The organism is Aliiroseovarius pelagivivens, from assembly GCF_900302485.1.
In the GTDB taxonomy this organism is placed as follows: domain Bacteria; phylum Pseudomonadota; class Alphaproteobacteria; order Rhodobacterales; family Rhodobacteraceae; genus Aliiroseovarius; species Aliiroseovarius pelagivivens.
In genome coordinates, this window is sequence record NZ_OMOI01000001.1 from 2,323,578 (window position 1) to 2,345,930 (window position 22,353).

19 protein-coding genes are annotated in these 22,353 nt (G+C 57.8%); 11 read left to right on the forward strand and 8 right to left on the reverse strand.

What is annotated here, in order from left to right:
- Window positions 1–71 precede the first annotated feature (71 nt).
- Both ALP8811_RS11200 and ALP8811_RS11205 read left to right on the forward strand, forming a co-directional pair.
- Window positions 72–2,312, forward strand: coding sequence for a hypothetical protein (locus tag ALP8811_RS11200; RefSeq protein ID WP_146184018.1), 2,241 nt, complete (start codon window positions 72–74; stop codon window positions 2,310–2,312).
- Between the two features lie 312 nt (window positions 2,313–2,624).
- Window positions 2,625–6,794: a hypothetical protein gene (locus ALP8811_RS11205; protein WP_146184019.1), complete on the forward strand. Its 4,170-nt coding sequence runs from the start codon at window positions 2,625–2,627 to the stop codon at window positions 6,792–6,794.
- Between the two features lie 873 nt (window positions 6,795–7,667).
- Here the strand turns inward: ALP8811_RS11205 and ALP8811_RS11210 are convergent.
- From ALP8811_RS11210 to urtA, 8 genes are all read right to left on the reverse strand, one after another.
- Window positions 7,668–8,420 carry an ABC transporter permease gene (locus ALP8811_RS11210; RefSeq protein ID WP_108857188.1) on the reverse strand — a complete coding sequence of 251 codons (753 nt, stop codon included), beginning with the start codon at window positions 8,418–8,420 and terminating at the stop codon, window positions 7,668–7,670.
- Window positions 8,420–9,217: an ABC transporter ATP-binding protein gene (locus tag ALP8811_RS11215; protein ID WP_108857189.1), complete on the reverse strand. Its 798-nt coding sequence runs from the start codon at window positions 9,215–9,217 to the stop codon at window positions 8,420–8,422. The genes ALP8811_RS11210 and ALP8811_RS11215 overlap by 1 nt, the downstream gene beginning before the upstream one ends.
- A gap of 53 nt (window positions 9,218–9,270) precedes the next feature.
- The gene (locus ALP8811_RS11220; protein ID WP_108857190.1) at window positions 9,271–10,350 is read right to left on the reverse strand and encodes an ABC transporter substrate-binding protein; all 1,080 of its coding nucleotides are present in this window, start codon (window positions 10,348–10,350) and stop codon (window positions 9,271–9,273) included.
- 77 nt (window positions 10,351–10,427) lie between these two features.
- The gene (gene urtE / locus ALP8811_RS11225) at window positions 10,428–11,123 is read right to left on the reverse strand and encodes an urea ABC transporter ATP-binding subunit UrtE (RefSeq protein WP_108857191.1); all 696 of its coding nucleotides are present in this window, start codon (window positions 11,121–11,123) and stop codon (window positions 10,428–10,430) included.
- 2 nt (window positions 11,124–11,125) lie between these two features.
- Complete coding sequence (gene urtD, locus ALP8811_RS11230; protein ID WP_108857192.1) at window positions 11,126–11,866, reverse strand: urea ABC transporter ATP-binding protein UrtD; 741 nt, start codon at window positions 11,864–11,866, stop codon at window positions 11,126–11,128.
- Entirely contained in the window at window positions 11,863–13,095 is a 1,233-nt protein-coding gene (urtC, locus tag ALP8811_RS11235; RefSeq protein ID WP_108857193.1) for an urea ABC transporter permease subunit UrtC, read from the reverse strand. Before urtC ends, urtD begins: the two co-directional genes overlap by 4 nt.
- A gap of 3 nt (window positions 13,096–13,098) precedes the next feature.
- Window positions 13,099–15,054, reverse strand: coding sequence for an urea ABC transporter permease subunit UrtB (gene urtB / locus ALP8811_RS11240; RefSeq protein WP_108857194.1), 1,956 nt, complete (start codon window positions 15,052–15,054; stop codon window positions 13,099–13,101).
- 53 nt (window positions 15,055–15,107) lie between these two features.
- Window positions 15,108–16,388 (reverse strand): urea ABC transporter substrate-binding protein, encoded by a 1,281-nt coding sequence (gene urtA / locus ALP8811_RS11245; RefSeq protein WP_108857519.1) that lies wholly within the window; start codon window positions 16,386–16,388, stop codon window positions 15,108–15,110.
- A gap of 376 nt (window positions 16,389–16,764) precedes the next feature.
- On the opposite strand from urtA, the gene ALP8811_RS11250 reads away from it, so the two are divergent.
- Genes ALP8811_RS11250 through ureG form a run of 9 tightly spaced genes read left to right on the forward strand, consistent with a single transcriptional unit; the run spans window position 16,765 to window position 22,308 of the window.
- Entirely contained in the window at window positions 16,765–17,616 is an 852-nt protein-coding gene (locus tag ALP8811_RS11250) for an urease accessory protein UreD (RefSeq protein WP_108857195.1), read from the forward strand.
- 1 nt (window position 17,617) lies between these two features.
- Window positions 17,618–17,920 (forward strand): urease subunit gamma, encoded by a 303-nt coding sequence (locus ALP8811_RS11255; protein ID WP_108857196.1) that lies wholly within the window; start codon window positions 17,618–17,620, stop codon window positions 17,918–17,920.
- A gap of 12 nt (window positions 17,921–17,932) precedes the next feature.
- Entirely contained in the window at window positions 17,933–18,073 is a 141-nt protein-coding gene (locus ALP8811_RS16370; protein ID WP_181363742.1) for a hypothetical protein, read from the forward strand.
- Window positions 18,070–18,375, forward strand: a complete 306-nt coding sequence (locus tag ALP8811_RS11260) for an urease subunit beta (RefSeq protein ID WP_108857197.1) — start codon at window positions 18,070–18,072, stop codon at window positions 18,373–18,375. Before ALP8811_RS16370 ends, ALP8811_RS11260 begins: the two co-directional genes overlap by 4 nt.
- 26 nt (window positions 18,376–18,401) lie before the next feature.
- Complete coding sequence (locus ALP8811_RS11265; protein ID WP_108857198.1) at window positions 18,402–18,899, forward strand: hypothetical protein; 498 nt, start codon at window positions 18,402–18,404, stop codon at window positions 18,897–18,899.
- 6 nt (window positions 18,900–18,905) lie between these two features.
- The gene (ureC, locus tag ALP8811_RS11270) at window positions 18,906–20,615 is read left to right on the forward strand and encodes an urease subunit alpha (RefSeq protein ID WP_108857199.1); all 1,710 of its coding nucleotides are present in this window, start codon (window positions 18,906–18,908) and stop codon (window positions 20,613–20,615) included.
- A 10-nt stretch (window positions 20,616–20,625) separates the two neighbouring features.
- Entirely contained in the window at window positions 20,626–21,063 is a 438-nt protein-coding gene (locus ALP8811_RS11275) for an urease accessory protein UreE (RefSeq protein WP_108857200.1), read from the forward strand.
- The gene (locus tag ALP8811_RS11280) at window positions 21,047–21,700 is read left to right on the forward strand and encodes an urease accessory protein UreF (protein WP_245924624.1); all 654 of its coding nucleotides are present in this window, start codon (window positions 21,047–21,049) and stop codon (window positions 21,698–21,700) included. The genes ALP8811_RS11275 and ALP8811_RS11280 overlap by 17 nt, the downstream gene beginning before the upstream one ends.
- Window positions 21,697–22,308 carry an urease accessory protein UreG gene (ureG, locus tag ALP8811_RS11285; RefSeq protein ID WP_108857202.1) on the forward strand — a complete coding sequence of 204 codons (612 nt, stop codon included), beginning with the start codon at window positions 21,697–21,699 and terminating at the stop codon, window positions 22,306–22,308. Before ALP8811_RS11280 ends, ureG begins: the two co-directional genes overlap by 4 nt.
- The last annotated feature ends 45 nt before the right edge of the window (window positions 22,309–22,353 follow it).

A 22,353-nucleotide genomic window follows, 5' to 3' on the forward strand; every position in this document is an offset into this window, starting at 1 on the left:
TAGCAGTGCCAGTGTAGTGGTGCTTCGCGCCCCAATTTTGGTGACAATTTCCCCGGCCTCAGCTACTTTTCTTGGATACTTCACTCATTTGGAACGGCGATATGAAGCTATTTTTCGGCCTGTTGGTAACCTTTCTAACCACAAGCACGATTGCGCAAGCTCAGTCTGGCCTTGATTTGCTTGGCCGAAAAGTGGGGGCTGTTGTGTTGCCTGCTCCTTCTGTCGCTCTGGGTGACTTGGGGCGACTAGACAAGTCGTCAGGCGAAGTCGAATGGATGATAGAGCTTACTGCTGCCGATCTGCCGATGGATCTAGGCTTTGGCTCGTATGTACTTGAAAGAGCGAATGGGGATCGCGAAACGATTGAACTGACCGCAGACGAACCGAAGGCCTATCTAACCGCGGCCTACAAACCGGGACCGTTCGGGGTTTTCACCAAGGATGAGCAACACTATCGCACCGACGGTTTCGAACTGCGCGCGCCTGACGAAATCTCTTCAATGCTGCTGTCGCGCTGGCCCTATTACCACGACGAAGAAGTCATTGCAGTGTCTCGGCCCGGGCTAACCTCCGAAGACAGAGCGGAAGCGCTTGAAGAGCTCCGGCAGATCGCAAATCGCACTTACAGTGAAATCGTGACGCTCCTGGATGGAAAAAACCTCAAGGAATTAGACCGTGATGTGCGGTCTCATACAATCAGTCTGACGTTGCGGGTTCTGGAGCCAGCGCTCGATGGATTAGCGGCGATTGGAACGTTGGATGATGCCGAGATGCTTCTCACCAAGGCAGCTTCACTTGAAGAAAAAGGCGTGACCTACGCATGGAGACCGTTGGCCAAGACCGCCATTGTGATCGAAGCGCGGCTAAACACCCTTGCGACAGGCCGATCGGCCGCCCTGTTCGATCAATACATGAATGGTGCGGATGGCGATCTGTACCCCTTTGTTGTCAATGAACTCGCCGCGAAAGGGTACCGGCCGGCTTTAGAGGCTCTCTTGTATGCTTTACCAACGGATGACTTCTCGCCTTCGTTTGATGAATGGGACAAGTCGCGGGCCTTTTCAACATTGCTACGGTTCGGCAGTCCTGACCTTCATGATTTATCTCTGAAAATCGTTGCGGCTTATCGCGAAGAGAAAATTAGATACCTTGAAGGAAAAGACCGCCAACCTTCTTCTGTTCATGTCCAGCTAGATGACGCAATCGACGAGGCGCTTTTTTACGCAGCGACCGGGCAGTCGACATCTCCTCACGCGCTTTCATTTCCAATTCAGGTCAACAGTTACTACCTGATGGAACTCGCTCCGGCACTTCGCGATCCGTCCGAGCTTCTTGGTTTTTTCCTTAAGAGTGGAAGAGAGTACAACTTTTCTGAGATGACCGAAATGGTCTGTCAGGCGCTGAGTGGCAGGTCTCCGGACCCTGATCTTCTCGATCGTATCTACAACGAGTTTCTGCAGTATGCGGTTTGGATAGACCACATTCGTCCGAATTGGTGGGCTTCAACAGCTTTGTCGTCGGGAATGTCAAATTGCCACCTCGAAGCCGGCGCGTTGGACCTGGTCGAAACCACGCTTTTCAATGGTTCAGAGGTCTTTCCACTTCCTTGGCATTTTGCGTCTCAAGATCTCGCCATCGCAGCCGAACAGAATTTAAGCTTGGACATTCCCTTCATCTATAGTCGGCTGTTTGATCCAGCGCCGGATCAATGGGTCGATACCGCGCTCCGCGACGTACAGTCCGAGCCGGGCGTCCAGAACTATCTGGCCTACCGACGGGTCGCCACGACAAGCGGTTACTATGATCCCGGTCCTTATACCGGCAATGCGATGCGACGCATGTTCATGCAGCCTTTCAAAATCGATGCCGCGGATACATGGCAAGTTTGGGCTTTGGGCCTTGTTGACCTTCGCATTCAAATCGAACCTGAATCACAGAGCGTTCTGTTCGGAATCTCTGTACAGGCAACCGGGCATACTGAGGGTGAATTGGGGGCAATAATTGCGCGCGATCCTGAAATGATTCAGGCAAATGCCGAAGGCGGGGCCATTCAGATGATCAAGAAAGTGGAATTCAGAAATGGGACTGACGCCCATCCGCTTGAGTTCGTCGGCACCCTGTCCAATGGGATCCACGCATATTCCGGCAAGACTGCAGATATAAGCGCAACGGATGCTGTTCTGGACGTATTCTTCGAAACAAAGGATGTGGATGGCGAGCCAACAAATGCCTGGACGATCAGCTTCCCCCTTCATCATTCCCCCTTCGCATTTGAAAGCAGGGTTCGTTTCGGAGAGGTTTCATTTCAGTAGATGATCTCGTGGCAGTGCAAGCTAGGGCATAGCTCAGACTTAGAGAGAGGAAAGCAGATGGGACAAGCATGTGACGCACCACACGAACGTGATCGCCGTTTGGTGTCTCGGTTGTTCACGTCCGAACGCCACACGCTTGCTACGGCGCTGCTGATATCTCTGATTGGTGCACCTGCCGCATCACAAAACTCACCCGCGCCAGATTGCAACTTGATCGGTGGCTTTATCGATCTCGGGCCTGCATCGCTAACCTATGTGGTCAACGACGCCAAAGTAAAACCTGGCCTTGCATCTGATAGCAGGACAGCGTCCATGGAAAACATCGACCTGTCCAATGACTGGACCAATGGCGGACCCGCGGACAACCCATGCAGCGGCGGCGGCATAACGGGAGCGTTGGCATGCAATGTAACCGAGCCCATAAAGTCATTGGACGCGGAGCTGATGCCTTTTACGCCCAGTGAACAAGCAGGCGAGCCGGGCTTCCAGACCCTAGAAAAAACGATCGATCCGAACCGCGACACATCTGACAACGGTCTTGTTCTGCTGGGAAATAGTACCGAAGCCGACAAGGTCGCCGACCCTGAGGCTGAAAGCACTAGGTCCATTGCAGATGCGAAAGTGACCGCGACCGTACCGCTTCGCAGGCTTCTAAGACCCGGGAACCCTCCAGAGATCCACACAGTTCCTGTTGGTCGCCCGGACTACCAGTCATCGAAAGCGCTTAGCGCCGCTGATGCCAAACGCGTAGAAGGCACAATGCGAAGCAACCTTGAAGCACTACGCAAATCGCCGCCGTTTCAAGTGACTGGCCCTGCCCTTTCGCAACTGATGGCGGGGGGGGCAGGATACACGATCCCCCTCAATGTGCGCGGTGAAGATGATACATTCATCGCACCTCCGATTACAGATGGCGCCACGCTTCCGCGGGCGTGTATTCCGTTCGTGCAAAAAGCAGATCTGGTTGCACGCACAGCCAATGCATTGCGAGACAAAAAGACCGAGTGCAATCGAGTGGCTGCGAAAATCAAAACGCAGGAACGGATAAATGCAAACGGCGGTGTTCTTGATGTCGTCGCCCAGTTTTTCAGAGCGGACGAACATCTCAACAATCTGAAGAACGCGAAAGGAACCTGTGATCGCGAGTTGAAAGCGATATCGCGCGCCCATCGCCGCGCGAAAGACGACTATGACGCCGAATTAGACAAGCTCGCCGGCGCGCAGCACAAGCGCCATATGGACGCGATCAAGTCAGATCCGAAGCTGTTGGCCGCAGAAGAAAAACGCCGTCGCGAAGCGGCAATCGACACAGCCGCTGCGTGGGTCAAGCAGGATGAGAAAATTCAAAAAGGAATGCTGGCCTATGAAAAGAACCTCAAGAGATACGACGACGAGATAGCCGCGCTTCAGGCGGGTGACGATCCCGACAAAGCCGACAAAATCGCCAAACTGAAAGAAGACCGCGATCGGTATCTTTATGCGTATGATACCTGGCTCGAGCGTATGGTCGCGATCAAGCATAACCGCTGGAAAGACCACAACCGCGCTTTTGAACAGAACCGCAAGGATGGCATTGGTCCGACAAATGAGGGCGAGCTGGACGACCAGATTATCGCCGCAGGCGGAGATCCTGATGAGGTGATTAGGGCCAGATTTCCGGATCAACAATTCGCCCGCGAGCCTCAGGAAGCACAAAACCAAAGCCAAGCTGAAAAAGATGCGCGCACTTTAAGTGGCAACATCGCCAAAGAGCCTTCGCTTGGCGAGATAGCTGGTGAAGCTTTCACTGACGTCCTCACAATGTCAGACGAAGAGCAGCTTGAGAACATAATCAAATACGGCCCATCCGCCGCCAAAGGCATTGGCCAAGCGGTCGAGGAAGGGCTGCGCGGCGCATATGACATCGGCAAAGGAGCCATTGACCTCAATGCCGAATTCTACGGGTTTGATGGGTTCGAGGGCGATACAACCGAAAAGATTTCCAGGTTTGGAGACAAGATCGAGGATTTGGGAACACGTGGCGCCGATGATCGACTGAACGAGCGGGGCTATTTCGAAAACTTCAATGAAAACCTAGAGAAACTCTCTGAAACCGGAAGCGATCAACTGGGGCGCAAATTCGAAAACCTTGCCGGTCAAGGTGAACGCGGCATGCGCGAAGCGACGCGACTTGGCGCCAAAGGAGGCACGATGATCGTGGGCGGTGAGGCAGTCGTTATCCAAGGCCTCGCCCGTGCGGGTCAAGCCGCGCGAGGGCTAGGGGTGCTCGACAAAGCCGGTGATGCAACCCGCGCTGCCGACACAGTTGGTGATCTTGCGCGACAGGGAAACACCGCTGCTGATGCTGCGCGACTGTCAGAGACTACCGGTGACCTCGGGCGCACTGCAAGCAGCGCATCTGATGAAGTTGGTACTGCCGGTCGGCTTTTGGATGACGGGGCCGATGCAAGTGGTGATGCGCTCAAGACGACAACCAATCCGGATCAAGGCATCGTTTCCGTCGACGCAACGCAGCCCCCGCCCTTGGACCCATCCAAAACGACCACCCATGTTCCTCCAACATCTGGCGCCAGCCCGTTGCCTCCGGGCGAACCACCAAAGTTTAGAACAGCATCGCCATCACGTCAGGCTCAGGACGCACTGGAAGCTGCAGGCGTCGACCCGCATTTGGCGCGCGTTTTCGGTTCACGTGCTGCTGCGCGCGACAAGGATGCAGCAATCGCCGCTGGCGCTTTTGAATCGGGGGTCAATCCCGCAAAGCTCTATGAAAACGGGGCGATCAACCAAGAAGGTCTGCGCAAGGGGCTCAACAACTATTTCGCAGAAATGGGCGTGCCTCCGGAAAACCGGGCCGCCGCCATCGATCGCTACATGAATCAGCCACCGCCCAGCGCGGCCACCGCCTCCCCTACGCCCCCCCGTGCGCCCGATGCTGGCGGTGCACAAGCGAATGCCCTCGCGTCTGAAGCGCCCATGAACCCGGCGGAGCTCGCCACGCAACCGCGACAGCGTGGACAAGCCGGTCGCTACAGTCGTGCGGAGCTTGACAAGAGACTGGCCGCAGATGGCGCAGCACAGGCCGATCCCCTTGCGAAAACGCAGCGCTACACACCGGAAGACGTTGCTGCTGCGCAATCAATTACGGGCAAAGATCCCGCTGCCACGCAAAAATTCACCCCCGAAGAAATGGCCGGGGCCGAGGCACCGCTATCACCGACCCCAAACCAATCCTTGCCTGCAAAGACAGCTCCAACGGCACGTATGTCACCCGATAGCTTGCCTTCGCCCGAAGCACCAACCGTTCGGATGACGGCAGCTGAAAAGGCGGCCCAGCAAGCAGCCGAAACCAAACGCGCGCCCACTCAACAATTTACTCCAGAGGAATTGGCTGCGGCACAGGCCACACCGCCTGCAGCCTCGAAAAGCGCGCCAGCCACGCAAAAGTTTACGCCCGAGGAAATGGCCGGAGCCGAGGCACCGCTGATCAAGACGCTTACAGAAGTACGCACTGCAGCGCAGCCTTCCGCCGTTGGTGAAACACCCCTAGCGCCCCAACCCGCGCGAACTACTCTACCGGGGGCAGGCGCAACGGAAGACGCCACCGCACGATTGTCGCCGGAAGAGCTCGCCCGCTCACTGCAAGGCTCGCCCAGACCAGCAATTGTCCCCACCGATCCACAGCCAGTTCACATCTCCCGCAATGCGGACGGTAATTATCTTTTCCAACATGGCGGTCGCCAAGTTGAGGTGCCGAGTAAGGCACAGATCGGTCAGGGAGCAACTTCAACGGTATTTGGGGCGGATCAGAAGCCCAATGTTCTTAAAACAAGTCAATGGGATCCCGTCGCAAATCACCTTGACGATCTTGGCCGCGAACGCATGTCCGGCGTCGTTCCAATTCCAGAGCTGCACAAACGGTATTCCATCGCCCCCGGATCCCAACTGAATGGAGAAATGCCTCTGTCGGGTGGCCGATTGAGCGTCTTGGAACGTGGGCCAGACTCCTTCAACGATACTGCCAACGCTTTAGAAGCGGCCGGACAGGGAATTGGTGCAGAACGCAAAGCGGCCCTGAACAGTTTCGTCAGACCTCTCAATGCCAAAGGGATCGTTGTGAGTGACCTGAAAGCGGACAATTTCGGGTTCCGACCATCGACCAATCCCAATTCGGCCAACGCACTGGAGGTGGTCCCGCTGGACGACGGTATGGTCATTGTCCTGAAGCCCGAATTTGCGCACCTGGCACCCCAGATGCAACGACATATCCTTGACCCAGGCGACATGTTGAGAGGCATGCGATCGGATTTTGCACTAGAAGAACTGCGCGAGCGCATGGCGGATTTCGACAAATATGTGGATTGGGATGCAATGAATGGCAATCTGCCCGACCGGCCATTGCGAACTCTGGGTTATAGCCCTGAAGGTCACGGATTGTCTTACACACCGAACTTGGGTCTCCGCTTCTCCGGGTTGGCGGATTGAATTGTGCCGCCGGACTAATTCGAACTTCTCTCAGTTAGGCTAGAATGACTGCCCCATATCTAGCGCAGAATCTGCGCCACGCTGTAAAAACGACGGTGCGGCTCAACTTGAAATCTTCGCGCTTCGAAAGACCGTGATCCTTCGCGAGCATGTACAGGTGCGCCCGCTTCCTGCCGGCTCAGCGAATACGCCTCCCTCTTTAACCGTCAAGAATTGACCTCTTGCTTGGCGTCTTTGAAGCTCCGATAGCCTTGCAAGAAATCCACGATCTCACTCGAACACTCTTCGAAGGAATCCTGAGACCTTATCGAGGTAACCGGCTACATCGTGCGAGCACTGTCACCACGCGAACATGAAATCCTTGGTCATTCAAGTGTCACGTCTCGAAGCTGCACCAGCTCGAGGGCCCCCAAATGAGTGACACAGAGGTGACACAGGATTGCATGCGAAATGGTGACACAATGCGCGAACGGTAGACGGATACCGTCTAACCGGTTCAAACCATTATAAAATCTAGGAGAGCGTTTTGGTGGAGCCTAACGGGCTCGAACCGCTGACCTCTTGCATGCCATGGGCGAGATTGGTTTGTCAGGCCAGTTGAGGTGGTTGAAGGGAAGTGGACGGAATTGAACCAAAGTTAAGGCTCACTGGAAGTTTGGCGAAACTAACGAAAGGTGCACTTTCATGCAGTTTTGTCGGAAGTCTTTGAGTTTGGAAGTGGTGACCGGAGGGTGACAATTCATAGTTTGCCATCGGCGGTCAAAGATCGGACAGGTTCAGCTCCAAATGTGCGAGACAATTGTGACCGATGATAGAATTGGAAACTCAGCGCTTCTGAAAAACCAGCACCCAAAACTTGCGCTAGAATTTCCGCTACCTATCTGCCCAGCCTGCAAAAATTCGCTCAAGGAAAACGACCACATAGAACAGCACAATTCCCAAGAACGCCAACATGACCAGCACCGCGAACATAAGCGGATAATCCGAGTTTGTCTTGCCGCTATCGAACAGCGCGCCTAAGCCACGACCGTGGGGGCTTACGATCTCCATCAGGTTGGTACCGATGAAGGCCAAGGTGACTGCAACTTTTAACGCACCGAAGAACTCGGGCAAGGTTTTCGGCAGCGCGATTTTCCAAAAGATCGTGGCCTGACTGGCCCCAAGCGACCGCAGGATGTCGCGGTATTCAGGTTCCAGCGTCGACAATCCAATCGAGACCGATACGGCGATTGGGAAGAAGCTGATCATGAAGGCGATCAGCACCGTGTTGAAGTCATGTTGACCCACGAACATCAACGCAACGATTGGCACCACAGTTGCTTTCGGGATGGCGTTGAACCCAACCAACAAGGGATAAAGCGCATCGCGCATCAGGCGAGAGAACCCCATCAGCATTCCCAGCCCGGTACCGACGATAATGGCCAAAAGCAGCCCGACCACGGTCCGCCATAGGGTTTGCCAGCTCATGACAAGGAACAAGTCCCAATGCTTGGTGAAGGCTGGGCTCAAATCTGACGGCGAGGCCATCTTATAGTTGGGCCAACCGTTGACCCAGACCAGCCCCTCCCACAACAGAAGGAATACGATCAAAGCCGTAGCGGGGACAAATGCACTGCGCAGTGACATCACGCGACCTCCTGATCCAATGATGCGCGACCTTGCGCGATCTCGATCTGGTGGCGCAAGGTGGCCAGCATCTCGGCGGCTTCGGGTGTGTAAAGATGTTCCAGATCCCGCGGGCCGGTATCTGGTACATCAAGGACGTATTGCGTGCGCGCGGGCCGCCCCGACAGCACGATGACCTGATTGGCAAGGAATATCGCCTCGCGCAGGTCGTGGGTAATCAACACCCCGGTGAAGGGCTCTTGTTCCTTGACCTTGTGCATGGTCTGCCACAGATCCTCGCGCGTGAACGCATCAAGTGCCCCGAAGGGTTCGTCCAAGATCAGCACCTCGGGCTTGTGCACAAGCGCCCGACACAACGAAGCCCGCTGCCGCATCCCGCCAGACAGTTCCGAGGGGCGCTTGTCCTCGAACCCCTCAAGGCCGACCAAGGACAACAGATAGCGCGCGCGTTCGACCCGGTCAGATTTCGACAGCGAATTCGACACGATCTCCAGTGGTAGCATCACGTTTTGCAGGATCGAGCGCCATTCCAACAGGACCGGGTTCTGAAACGCCATGCCCACGGTGGACCGTGGTCCGGCCACGACCTCGCCATGCAGCATCACGCGGCCTTCGTCGGGTTTCATAAGGCCTGACACCAACCGGGTCAGTGTGGACTTGCCGCAACCTGACGGGCCGACCACGGCAACAAACCCGCCTTCGTCCAGCGACATCTCTAACCCGTCGAGCACCGGCAATGGCCCCGTGGGTGTCTGATAGGCGTGGCGCACACCTTCAATCTTGATCATGGGATACATAAGCTTGCCTTCAATGGTGGACCGCGCGGGTTCCCCCGCGCGGCCCGCTCCAGTCATTGCAGCGGAAAACCACCCTCGGGCAGGTATGCATCGGTGAAATACAATGCCGCTTCGGGGGCAGACTGGAATTCATACGTCGTGGCGATCTGGTCCAGCGCACTGGCAAACCGCGCGCTATCCACGCCGCCCATACCGTTTGCCATCGTGTAATCGGTCACAACATTCGCATCGATTGCCAGTTGCAGACGACGTTGTTCCAACGCGGGGTCGGCAGCCGGGTTGCGTTCTATTAGGCTGGTGATCGCGCCAGCGGGATCCGCGATGGCATCCATCCACCCCTTGGCGATCGCGCCCAGAAATCCTTTGATCTCGTCTGGGTGCGCGGCGGCATATTCGGTGTTCACGATGACCGCATTACCATAAAGGTCTACGCCGTAGTCCGCCATCAGGATGGTCGAGATGTCGTCCTCGGGCACGTCCAGACGGACAAGGTTCAGGAAAGACGAGAAACTGAATCCGGTGATCGCGGCCACGTTGCCTCCTGCCAGCATGGGTTCGCGGGTCGGGAAGCCCACGGGCTCGACCGTGATCGCATCCATATCCAGACCGTTTTCAGCCGCAAAGATAGGAAATTGTGCCCAAGCCCCATCGGGGGGAGGAGCGCCCAGCACTTTGCCCGCGAGGTCCGCAGGCGCTTCGACGCCCAATGACTTCCGGCCGATCACGGCAAAGGGCGGCTTGTCATAGACCATCATCACAGCGGTCACCGGCGCGCCGGGGTTCTGATCAAGAAACTTGATCAGGCTGTTGATATCCGCAAAACCAACCGGAAACGCACCCGTTGCCACCTTTGGGATCGCATCCAGCGACCCGGATCCGGCAGTGATTTCGACCGACAGGTCAGCGTCAGCAAAATAGCCTTTGTCGATCGCGACGAAATAGGGGGCAGCCGGACCTTCGAATTTCCAATCCAACGCAAACGGAAGGGGCGTCTCGGCTTGAGCCGTGGCGCTGAGGACAAGGCTTGCACCGATGGCAGCAACAGTTCTTAGAAACACATTGATCTCCTGTGATTTCACATAGGGTTTTGCCCATTGTTGAGCATCCGAGATCGGGGTCCAGACGCGCCCCATTATTTTTAGACCGATTGGTAAAAAAAACATTGCAAACGACGCATTTGTAACGGGTTTGCCTGTTGATTGAGCAGAGGTTAGACGGACACTTGCGGCAACAGTTCCGCCCGGCTCGTGTCGGATTTGCGGCCCGAGAATACGACCTCTCCGCGACGCAGCACGACGATGCTGTCAGCAAGGTCATAGGCAAAATCGAAATACTGTTCGACCAGCACGATCGCCATGTCCCCTTTGCCCCGCAACAGGCGAATGACATCGCCGATCTGCTGGATGATATTGGGCTGGATGCCTTCGGTCGGTTCATCCAGCAACAGAAGCTTCGGACGGGTGATGATTGCCCGCGCGATGGCCAGTTGCTGCTGTTGCCCGCCGGACAGATCGCCGCCGCGCCGGTCCAGAAAATCCTTGAGGATCGGGAACAGGTCGAACACCTCGTCCGGGATGCGATGATCAGCGGCGGGCAGGCACGAAAACCCGGTTTCGAGGTTCTCCCGCACGGTTAGAAGCGGAAAGATTTCGCGCCCCTGCGGCACCACGGCGACACCCTTCTTGGCCAGAGCGTGGGCAGACATTGGCGGCAGGTCTTCCCCGTCCAGAACCATGCGCCCCCCAGACCGGGCATGCATCCCGCAGATCGCGCGGATCAGACTGGTCTTCCCCACGCCGTTCGTGCCCATGACACAGGTAACGGCCCCGGCCTGTGCGTCCAAGGACACGCCGTGCAGAATTTGCGAATGGCCATAGTGCAGAGTGAAATCTTCGATATTCAACATGATTAGCGCCCCAGATAAACGTCGATGACCTGCTGGTTCGCGGTCACGTGATCCAAACTGCCTTCGGCCAGCACCGACCCTTCATGCAGCACAGTGACGCGGCAGTTCAGACGGCGCACGAACTCCATGTCATGCTCCACCACGACCACAGCCCGGGTCTTGGCCGCTTCAACCAGAATTTCAGTCGTATGCTCGCGCTCTGCAGGCGTCATACCTGCGGCCGGTTCATCGACCAGCAACAAGCGCGGCTCTTGCGCCAGTAGCATCCCGATCTCCAGCCATTGCTTCTGTCCGTGGCTCAGCTCTCCCGATTTTCGGCTCAACGCATCTGAAAGGCCGATTTCCTCGGCCAGTTCATCGACGCGGGCCAGATCCCGAGCGCTTGCGCGATAGAACATTACGGTGAAGGGGCTGCGATTGGCCTGAAGCGCCATCAGCAGGTTTTCCTTCACGGTCTGATCCTCGAACACAGTCGGTTTCTGAAACTTGCGCCCTACCCCTTCGCGGGCAATCCGGGCTTCGGACATTCCCAGAAGCGAGATATTACGCTCGCCCCAGGTCACGCGCCCTTCGTCCGGTCGCGTTTTACCAGTGACGATGTCCATGAAGGTGGTCTTGCCCGCGCCGTTCGGCCCGATGATGGCACGCATTTCCGCGTCACCGATGGCAAAGCTAAGATTGTTGATCGCTTTGAACCCGTCGAAGCTGACCGACACGCCCGAGACTTCAAGAAGACGGCTCATTGGCTGGCCTCCTGTTCTCGTAGTGCACCAGCATCGGGGCCCAGATCGGCCCCGTGACGGTCGGGGCTTTTGCGATCCGTCCACAGATCGACCAGTCCTCCGACCCCCTTTGGCGCAAAGAGCGTCACAAGCACGAAGCTGAATCCCAGTACGATCAGCCACCAATCGACCCATTTCAGCGTATAAAATCCAAGGTTCAGATCAGGCGCCTGTCCACCCGTGAACCACGAAGACACAAGGCTGACAAACACCGCGCCGATGGCAGCTCCATAAAGCCGCCCGCGCCCGCCAATGGCGACCCAAACGGCCAGATAGATGGATGCGATGGGTGCGATCTCGGCGGGATTGATGATACCCGCTTGCGGATAGTAGAGCGCGCCGGCCACGCCTGCGATCATCGCGGTGGCCGTGAAGACGAACAGCTTATATCCTTCGACCGAGTAGCCCAGAAAGCGCACTCGCGCTTCGTTGTCCCGGATGCCGCGCATGACCGATCCGAACTTGCCCGAGACCAGCCACGCCGCGAACACATAGCCCAGCGCCAGTGCCACGGCCGAGGCCCAGAAGAACCAGATCGAGATCTGGGCTTGCGGCACATGATCCAGTCCCGGAAGGTTCTGCAGCCCGGACAAGCCGTTATTGCCCCGCAGCCCACTGTCGTTCTGGAACAGATACAGCGCCAGCGCCAAGGTCATCGCTTGGGTCAGGATCGACAGATAGACGCCGGTCACGCGCGACCGGAAAGCGAGCCATCCGAAGACAAGTGCAAGCAATCCGGGCACGGCGACCACCAGAACAATCTGGATCGCGAAGCTGTCGGCAAAGGCCCAAACCAAAGGAAACTCGCTGGACCCGACCACGCCAAAGATCTGGTTGCCGATGGCATCGACGATCTCGTTCTCGGTGGGTGGGATTGGCGCATCGGCCATCGAGCTGACGACGATCCCATGCGTGCGGGCATACATCAGCCACATGCCAATCATATAGCCCCCCAGCCCGAAGAACGCGAAGTGCCCCAGGGACAGGATGCCGGTGTAACCCCAGACCAGATCCATCGCCACGGCGACAAGCGCAAGGCACAGTGTCTTGCCCAGAGTTTTCACGAAACTGGTCGAGATGAACCCGATACCCGAGCCCTCGGCCAGAACGGTCACGCCCAGCGCGAACACGGCAAGCACGATCAGGAAGATGATGTTCGAGGGGGTGCGTGTCAGAAAGGTATTCGGCATGGCTTAGTCCCCCGCCGCGCGGCCCTTAAGGGCGATGATGCCCCGTGGGCGGAACTGGATGAAGATGATGATAAAGACGATCATGTAGGTCTGAGCGGCCAGCGTGTTCGAGGGATTCAACCACTCGACCCCTTTCTGAAAGAAGCCGATCATTGTGGCCCCGGCCAGCGTGCCCCAGATATTGCCGACCCCGCCGACAACAACCGTCATGAAGCTTTGCACAATATAGTCGCTGCCCAGTTCCGAGGTGACCTTGGCGAACAAGCCGATAGCCACGCCTGCAATACCTGCAATGCCCGATCCAAGGCCGAAGGTCAGCATATTCACGCGTTCCGGGTTGATTCCCATCGAGGCCGCCATCGACCGGTTCTGCGTCACGGCGCGGGTTTCCAGACCCAAGCGCGTGCGGCGCATGATGAACAGGAAAACGCCAAGGAAGATCAGCGCCAGAACGAAGATCGCGATACGGATATAGCTGATCGACACCACGTCGTTCAGCACCCATGCCCCATCCAGCCAACCCGGCGCGGTCAGCGGACGGGCCTGTGTCCCAAAAATGTTCTTGGCCAACTGTTGCAGCGCAATCGAGATGCCGAAGGTCGCCAGCAGCGTTTCCAGCGGGCGGTTATAAAGCCATCGAATGACAAGGCGCTCCATCGCGACACCGGCCACGAAGGTCACGGCGAATGCCAAAGGCACGGCCAGCAGGATTGACACGGTGTGGTTCGGAACCATTTGCTGCACAACGTAGCCCGTGTAAGCGCCCATCATGATAAACTCGCCATGGGCCATGTTGATGACCCCCATCACGCCGAAGGTGATCGCAAGGCCGATTGCAGCCAGAAAATAGATCGAGGCAAGCGACAGCGCGTCTAGTGTCAGATCAATGGCCTGACCCGCAGCGACCCGTGTGGTGATGCGATCCAGAGCGTCCTGGGCCGCGGTGGTGATCGCGGCAGAGGGTTCGTCATAGATCTCGGCAAATCTATGGGCGGCAAGGCTTGTCGCAACATCGGTGTCACTGACCAATGGCGGAACAAGACCGGCGTTAATCAAGGCCGTATACGCGCGGGACCGGGCAGCATCAGTATCCAACTGTGCGACCGGCATGCCTCCGACGCGGGTGCCATTACTGTGTTCTAACAGGGCGGCGCGGATGTCATCCCGCATTACCTGCGCAGGGGCCATACCCTCCGCGACCAGCAGCCCATAGGCGACGTCCAGAGACAAGGCATCCTGTCCTGGCTCTATTATGCGTGCGACATTCACAGTGTCCGGGATATCCCCGGCAAAGGCTGTCAGCTTTGTAGTGACCAGCGGGTTCAGGGTCGCGCGCACATCAAGGCCAAGGTCGTCTGACACTTCGTTAATTGCGGCAATCCGGGTCGGTTCATCTTGGTCATAGGCAATCGTCAGAAGTCTTTCGATCCTGATCTTTCGGGCTTGCAAGACCATATCTCTCTCGCTGTCGATCGAGGCACGCAAGGGCTCCAGAAGCTTTCCGTCTGGCGCACGCTCAATGGCCGACAATGCCTCGGCGCGCAGCACCGGGTCCGGATCCATCAGCTGGAACCGCACCAGCGCAGTTGCGATCAATGCGCGGACACCACTGTTGGGTTTGATCTGTTTCAGGTCCGATTTCGGACTGTCCCCAACCACGGCCCCCGTATCGAAATCGAACAGACGATATGTCGTTGCATCCAGCTTATCTGCGCGAAAGAACAGCCCGTCAGAGGTGCGCATCCACATCTTCTTTGCCTGCCAGGCCTGCATCACATCTTGTGCTTGTGGAAGGCCACTGGCGGCGACGCTTTGGATCGCGGGCTCAATCGTCTTGCGCGAGCTTTTCACGATCAAGTCACTGTGCTGCTGCAGGATATCCTGCACCGGTGTGCTCTGCGCCCAGGCGGACAGAGTGGTCAGCAGGACCAGAAGCCCAGCTAGGAGGGGACGTTTCATAATGCTCATGCCTCAAGGCCCCGGAGGAGAGAACCCCTCCGGGACAGTTGCGATCAATAGTTCGAGTTCATCTGAACGCAGCTTGCGGTCTCGGTGTTGTACATCCCGCAGCCAAGCTCTTTCCAATCGGACTTGAGAACGGCGGATTCAGGCAGGAAGTCGGTCCAGGCATCGCCCGGCACTTCTTCGGTCTGGCTGATGATGTCAAACTGACCATCTTCCAGGATTTCGCCAATCAGAACCGGTTTAGCCAGATGGTGGTTGGGTAGCATGACAGCAGTGCCGCCGGTCAAGTTCGGGAATTCCTGCCCGTACATGGCGCCGCGCACAGCATCCACATCTGTGGTGCCAGCGGCTTCGGCCGCATTCACCCACATGTTAAAGCCGATAAAGTGTGCTTCCATAGGATCGTTGGTGACACGTTCTTCGCCCATGCGCGCCTTCCATGCGGCGACCCATTCGGTGTTGGCGTCACTTTCAGCGGATTGGAAATAGTTCCACGCGGCCAGGTGGCCGACCAGGTTTGAGGTATCCAGACCCGATAGCTCTTCCTCGCCGACCGAGAACGCGACGACCGGGATGTCATCCGCCGAGATGCCGGCCGCGGCCAATTCTTTATAGAAGCCGATGTTGGCATCGCCGTTGATAGTACTGATTACGCCGACTTTCTTTCCGTCCGCGCCCAATGCAACCACATCGGACACAATCTTCGACCAGTCGGAATGGCCAAACGGGGTGTAATTGACGAAGATATCGTCAGCAGCAATGCCCTTATCCTGCAGATAGCTTTCTAGAATATTGTTGGTGGTCCTGGGGTAGACATAGTCTGTGCCAAGCAGAGCAAATTTCTCGACCCCCAGTTCCTCCAGGAAATAGTCGGTTGCAGGGATAGCCTGCTGGTTCGGAGCTGCACCGGTGTAGAACACGTTTTTCGAACTTTCCTCGCCCTCGTACTGAACCGGGTAGAACAGCAGGCCATTCAGCTCTTCGATCACTGGCAGCACGGATTTGCGCGACACCGATGTCCAGTTGCCAAAGATCACGTCGACATCATGCACGGTCAGAAGCTCACGCGCCTTTTCGGCAAACAGCGGCCAGTCCGAGGCGGGGTCTACGACGACCGGCTCGATCTCGCACCCCAGCACGCCACCCTTGGCGTTCTGCTGCTCGATCAGCATCAGCATCGTGTCTTTCAGCGTCGTTTCCGAAATTGCCATCGTGCCCGACAGCGAATGCAAAACTCCGACCTTGACCGGGCAGTCGGCGGCTTGGGCCGCAACGGTCATCGCGGCAACTGCGGCAGTGGTCGTCAGTGTGGTTCTCAGAATAGTCATGTATTTCTCCAGGCGGAGGGGGTCGGGGGTGCTTGCGTCAACGCGCATCTTTCCGTACCCAGTCCCCGCAACTTCTGTTGCACCCGTGTGGCGACCTTTCCGAGCTGCAATTCGTCTGGTCGTCACACACCCGTTTCCCAAGATCGCTCTCGGCGGACATGAATAGCGATTCTGCGCTGCGGCGAAAAACGCAATCCCTAGGCCATGATTTTTCCGTGCCCTGCATGCGACTGCTTAATTTTTTGGCTGAGCACGGCAGAGAACATTAAAAACCGGGCAATTGTAGTTTTGCAGTGCAGCGTCAGCGGATTTTTGTGGAATCGCGCGCGCGCCCTTCGGAAGAAAGTGGGGAAGCGCCAATACCGGCGCCAGCCACATGAGGCCCGCTATAACCCTGTCCACACCTATATCCACCCCGACGGCCAAGCCGGTTCAACCGCGCGCAATTGGTCGTGTGTCCCTGTCGGTCAAGCCGGGACCACGCGGGTCCGTCTTGGACGGTCTGCGCCAGTCAGGGTCTCTGCGCTGCCTGTTCCCGCGCCCCAAATCTGATGTGTTAGAGGCCGTCGTCGTAAACACAGCGGGCGGAATCACCGGCGGTGACAGCTTCCAGATCTCAGCTGAAGTTGCACTGGGATGCAGTCTGACGCTGACCACCCAAGCCTCGGAACGGGCCTATCGCGCCCAGCCGACAGAATTCGGGCGGATGCGGACGGATCTGCAGGTCGCGCCCGGCGCATGTCTCAATTGGGTCCCGCAAGAGACCATCGTGTTTGACCGCAGTGCTCTGGATCGCAAGCTCTCGGTCAATCTGGCCCATGGCGCGAAGGCACTTGTTGTCGAGCCGATCGTGTTCGGTCGCCAGGCAATGGGTGAAGAGCTGAAAGACCTGCGCCTGCGTGATCGCATCGAGCTCCGGCGCGATGACCAGCCCTTGTTTCTGGATGCCACCCGATTTGACGGGCATATGGCCGCGCATCTGGATCGCCCTCATATCGCAAATGGCGCGCGCGCGATGGCTTTCTTGGCCTATGTCGCGCCCGACGCGCAGGGGCAGATCGATCCTTTGCGCGCAATGCTGCCTGACCACGCCGGCGCAACCGTGATCGGGGACGACCTTCTAGTGTGCCGTATCCTTGCCACCGACAGCCACAAGCTGCGGCAAAGTCTGATCCCGATCCTAAACCGCCTGACACACAACCAACTGCCCAGATGCTGGATGATCTAAGATGAACCTGACCCCCCGAGAAAAAGACAAGCTACTGGTTGCGCTGGCAGCCGAGGTCGCCCGCAAACGGTTGGCGCGCGGCGTTAAGCTGAACCATCCCGAGGCAATCGCCCTGATCACCGACGCCGTGGTCGAAGGGGCCCGCGATGGCCGCTCGGTCGCCGACATGATGGAGGAAGGCGCCCATGTGGTCACCCGCGACCAATGCATGGAAGGCATCCCCGAGATGATCCACGACGTTCAGGTCGAGGCGACCTTTCCCGACGGCACCAAGCTGGTGACCGTTCACAACCCAATCCGTTGAAAGGAGCACACGATGAAATATGCTCTTCCCCTTAGTCTCGTCGCCACGCCGGCCCTCGCCCACAGCGATGACTTTCTTCATTTTCACGCCGCGGACCTGCTGGGCCTTGTACTGTCAGTCCTGTTGATTGCAGTCGTCTGGAAACTGTCATGATCCCCGGCGAACTTTTCCCTGCCGAGGGCGCATTAACCCTGAACGCCAATCGATCTTCGATCACCCTGATGGTGGCCAACACAGGCGACCGCCCAGTGCAGGTCGGCTCGCATTATCACTTCGCCGAAGCAAACCCCGCGCTGGACTTTGATCGACAGGCGGCGCGCGGCCATCGTTTGGACATCGCCGCCGGCACCGCAGTTCGCTTCGAGCCGGGCCAACGGCGCGAAGTGCAACTTGTTCCAATGGCCGGAGATCGCCGCGTCTTCGGCTTCAACCAACAGATCATGGGAGATCTGTAACCACCAATCGACCAATGGAGACCACAATGAATATCGCAGCAATTTCAGTAGGTGCCACGTTCGAGGCCCTCTATTTTACGCAATCGGTTCTGGCCCGCCAAGAAAAGGCGCTAAAGGCAGCTTACTTCACAATGCTTAATGCCAACCCGATGATCCATTTGTTGGCGCCCGAAGCAATGGTGACGCCCCCTCTCGCCAAACCTGTGCCGCGAAAGGCAAAGGTGACTGCGCCCGCGAAGAAACCTGTGACTCCTAAAACGAAAGCGCCCGTAGTCAAAACTGAAGCTGAGGCAACCAAAGCCCCTGCGCCCGCGTCCAAAACCGTCGCCCGCAAGGCCAAGCCATCAGCACCCAAAGCGAAGGTGGCTACACACAAAACCAAATCCAATGCTGCCCCCTCCAAGCGGAAACCGACCGCAAAAGCTGCCGCGAGCGACAGCAAGCCAAGCCAATCCCGCCGCTCGCGCGCGCCATCAAAACCCGAGGTGCCCGAATTCACCTCGAAAGCCAAATCCAAGGACTAACCCACCATGCCCGCCACAATCTCACGCCAAGACTATGCCGCTATGTTCGGTCCCACTACGGGCGACCGGCTTCGACTGGCTGATACCGACCTTGTGATCGAGGTCGAACGCGACCTGACCAGTTATGGCGAAGAGGTTAAATTCGGCGGTGGTAAAGTGATCCGCGACGGGATGGGACAATCCCAAGCCACACGGGCAGAGGGCGCCGTAGACACCGTCATCACCAATGCGCTGATCGTGGACCATTCGGGCATTTACAAAGCGGATGTGGGATTGAAGGACGGGCGCATCCACAAGATTGGCAAGGCGGGCAATCCGGACACGCAGCCCAGTGTCGACATCATCATCGGCCCCGGCACCGAGGCCATCGCAGGCGAAGGCCGCATCCTGAGCGCTGGTGGTTTCGACAGCCATATTCATTACATCTGCCCACAGCAGATTGATGATGCGCTGCATTCCGGCCTAACCACGATGCTGGGCGGTGGGACCGGCCCAGCTCATGGAACGCTGGCCACCACATGCACGCCCGGCCCTTGGCATATCGGGCGGATGCTGCAGGCCGCCGACGCGTTCCCCATGAACTTGGCCTTCGCGGGCAAGGGCAACGCCTCGTTGCCCGCCGCGCTTGAGGAACAGGTATTGGGCGGCGCTTGCGCCTTGAAACTGCACGAGGATTGGGGCACAACGCCCGCCGCCATCGATTGCTGCCTGTCGGTGGCCGATGCGATGGACGTGCAGGTGATGATCCACACCGATACGCTGAACGAAAGTGGGTTCGTCGAACACACCGTAAAGGCAATGAAAGGCCGCACCATCCACGCGTTCCACACCGAAGGTGCGGGCGGTGGCCATGCGCCAGACATCATCAAGATTTGCGGTCAAGACCACGTGCTTCCCAGCTCGACCAATCCCACCCGCCCCTTCACGGTGAACACGTTGGAAGAGCACCTGGATATGCTGATGGTCTGTCACCATCTGGACAAATCCATCCCCGAGGACGTCGCCTTCGCCGAAAGCCGTATCCGACGCGAGACCATCGCCGCCGAGGACATTCTGCACGATATGGGTGCCTTTTCGATCATTGCCAGCGACAGCCAAGCGATGGGCCGCGTCGGTGAAGTGTTGATCCGCACCTGGCAGACCGCCGACAAGATGAAGAAGCAACGCGGTCGGCTGGCCGAGGAAACTGGCGACAACGACAACTTCCGTGTCCGCCGCTATATCGCGAAATACACGATCAACCCGGCCATCGCGCACGGGATCAGCCACGAAATCGGGTCGATCACCGAAGGAAAACGAGCCGATCTGGTACTGTGGGATCCGGCGTTCTTCGGCGTGAAACCGGAAATGGTCCTGATGTCAGGAACTATTGTGATGGCCCAGATGGGTGACCCGAATGCCTCGATCCCAACGCCCCAACCGGTCTATTCCCGTCCCATGTTCGGCGCGTATGGCCGCGCGGTTGAGCATTCGGCAGTGGCTTTCGTTAGTGAGGCGGCACAAAGCGCCGACATTCGGTCAACGCTGGGCCTAGCGAAGCAGACAGTTGCCGTCACGAACACGCGCAACATCGGCAAACAGGATCTTCTTCTGAACGATGCCACGCCGGTGATGGAGGTAAACCCCGAAACCTACGAGGTGCGCGCGGACGGTGAATTGTTGACCTGCCAACCCGCCGAAGTGCTGCCCATGGCCCAGCGCTATTTCATGTTCTAAGGAGCAATTGATGCAATTTCCCACCACCCGCACCGTGACGCAAAGCCATCATGGCGACGACCATGTGACGCTGGACTATGATGCCCGGTTCCTGCGCCGCAAAGTGCTGACCAGCAATGGCGGTATCCAGTTTCTTGTCGATCTGGACCAGACGGCCTCCTTGAACCGTGGTGATGCGTTCCAACTGGATGACGGCCGCCTGATCGAGATTGTCCCGGCCAGCGAAGCACTGATGGAAGTCACGGGCGATCTGACCCGTATGGCGTGGCACATCGGTAATCGCCACACCCCCTGCCAGATCGAAGACGGTCGCCTGCTGATCCAACATGATCACGTCCTGCGCGACATGCTGGAGCAGCTCGGCGCGACCCTGCGTGACGTCGTCGAGCCTTTCACGCCCGAAGGCGGCGCTTATGGCCACGGACGGACCCATGGCCACGCCCACTGAGACGCAATTCCTAACCCTCACACAGTGGCTGTCCCCGGCCTATCCCGTGGGGTCGTTTGCCTATTCGCATGGGCTTGAAGCCGCCGCCGGTCAAGGCTGGGTCACGGATGCGCCCAGTCTTGAGGCTTGGCTGGAAGGCGTGATGTGGCACGGCGCAGGACGGTCCGACACCCTTATTCTGGCAGCCGCCTGGCGAGCAAAAACCGCCGATATGATCGCCGAGATTGACGAGATCGCGCGCGCCTTCGCGGCGTCCAAGGAGCGCCTCTTGGAAACGACCCAGCAAGGTGCAAGCTTTGCCTTGATTACAAGTGGCATCTGGGGCGGTGACCTGTCCGGTCTTACCTATCCTGTTGCGCTTGGGGCGGCCTCGTCACGGAACGGATTGCCACTTGCGCTAACCCAAACAATGTATCTGCAGGCCTTTCTGTCCAATTTGGTCGCGGCTGGTCAGCGGCTGTTGCCCGTTGGCCAAACAGCTGGCCAAGCCATGCTGCGCCGCTTGTCCCTCACCCTGCCCGACCTTGCCCAAGAAACCGCGCATGGCGATCTGGATCACCTCGGCGCAACCGCCTTCCTGTCTGACATCGCCGCGATGAAACACGAAACCCAGTACTCAAGGATCTTTCGCTCATGACCAGCCCGAACGGCCCACTTCGCATCGGCATCGGCGGCCCAGTGGGTGCCGGCAAGACCACCTTAACCGCTGCGTTGTCCGAAATGCTGCGGGATACACATTCGATCGGTGTCATCACCAATGACATCTACACGCAGGAAGATGCCGAGGCCTTGGTGCGAATGCAGGTCCTGCCCTCGGACCGGATCATCGGGGTCGAGACCGGAGGCTGTCCGCATACAGCGATCCGCGAGGATGCCTCGATCAATTTGGCGGCCGTGGCAGAAATGGTTGAGCGGCATCCGGATGTGGAAATCGTGCTGATTGAAAGCGGCGGAGACAACTTGTCCGCCACGTTCAGCCCAGAACTTGCCGATCTCACGATCTATGTGATTGACGTGGCCGCGGGCGAGGAAATCCCCCGCAAAGGTGGACCCGCCGTGACGCGCTCGGACATCCTTGTGATCAACAAAACAGACCTGGCCCCACATGTCGGCGCAAGCCTTGAGGTGATGGACCGCGACGCGGCCCGGATGCGCCCAAACCTGCCCACGCAATTCACCAACTTAAAGATCCGCGAGGGGGTCAATGAGGTCTGGAACCACATTCGATCAATTGGCGGCGTGTAGCAGCGCCCCCTCTCCGAGACGCATTCCATGACGCTCCCATAACCC

Coding starts and splice junctions, on each gene's coding strand:
- ALP8811_RS11205 (WP_146184019.1), top strand. CDS start 2,625: ATGGAAAACATCGACCTGTCCAATGACTGGACCAATGGCGGACCCGCG.
- ALP8811_RS11210 (WP_108857188.1), bottom strand. CDS start 8,420: ATGTCACTGCGCAGTGCATTTGTCCCCGCTACGGCTTTGATCGTATTC.
- ALP8811_RS11215 (WP_108857189.1), bottom strand. CDS start 9,217: ATGTATCCCATGATCAAGATTGAAGGTGTGCGCCACGCCTATCAGACA.
- ALP8811_RS11220 (WP_108857190.1), bottom strand. CDS start 10,350: ATGGGGCGCGTCTGGACCCCGATCTCGGATGCTCAACAATGGGCAAAA.
- urtE (WP_108857191.1), bottom strand. CDS start 11,123: ATGTTGAATATCGAAGATTTCACTCTGCACTATGGCCATTCGCAAATT.
- urtD (WP_108857192.1), bottom strand. CDS start 11,866: ATGAGCCGTCTTCTTGAAGTCTCGGGCGTGTCGGTCAGCTTCGACGGG.
- urtC (WP_108857193.1), bottom strand. CDS start 13,095: ATGCCGAATACCTTTCTGACACGCACCCCCTCGAACATCATCTTCCTG.
- urtB (WP_108857194.1), bottom strand. CDS start 15,054: ATGAAACGTCCCCTCCTAGCTGGGCTTCTGGTCCTGCTGACCACTCTG.
- urtA (WP_108857519.1), bottom strand. CDS start 16,388: ATGACTATTCTGAGAACCACACTGACGACCACTGCCGCAGTTGCCGCG.
- ALP8811_RS11250 (WP_108857195.1), top strand. CDS start 16,765: ATGAGGCCCGCTATAACCCTGTCCACACCTATATCCACCCCGACGGCC.
- ALP8811_RS11255 (WP_108857196.1), top strand. CDS start 17,618: ATGAACCTGACCCCCCGAGAAAAAGACAAGCTACTGGTTGCGCTGGCA.
- ALP8811_RS16370 (WP_181363742.1), top strand. CDS start 17,933: ATGAAATATGCTCTTCCCCTTAGTCTCGTCGCCACGCCGGCCCTCGCC.
- ALP8811_RS11260 (WP_108857197.1), top strand. CDS start 18,070: ATGATCCCCGGCGAACTTTTCCCTGCCGAGGGCGCATTAACCCTGAAC.
- ALP8811_RS11265 (WP_108857198.1), top strand. CDS start 18,402: ATGAATATCGCAGCAATTTCAGTAGGTGCCACGTTCGAGGCCCTCTAT.
- ureC (WP_108857199.1), top strand. CDS start 18,906: ATGCCCGCCACAATCTCACGCCAAGACTATGCCGCTATGTTCGGTCCC.
- ALP8811_RS11275 (WP_108857200.1), top strand. CDS start 20,626: ATGCAATTTCCCACCACCCGCACCGTGACGCAAAGCCATCATGGCGAC.
- ALP8811_RS11280 (WP_245924624.1), top strand. CDS start 21,047: ATGGCCACGCCCACTGAGACGCAATTCCTAACCCTCACACAGTGGCTG.
- ureG (WP_108857202.1), top strand. CDS start 21,697: ATGACCAGCCCGAACGGCCCACTTCGCATCGGCATCGGCGGCCCAGTG.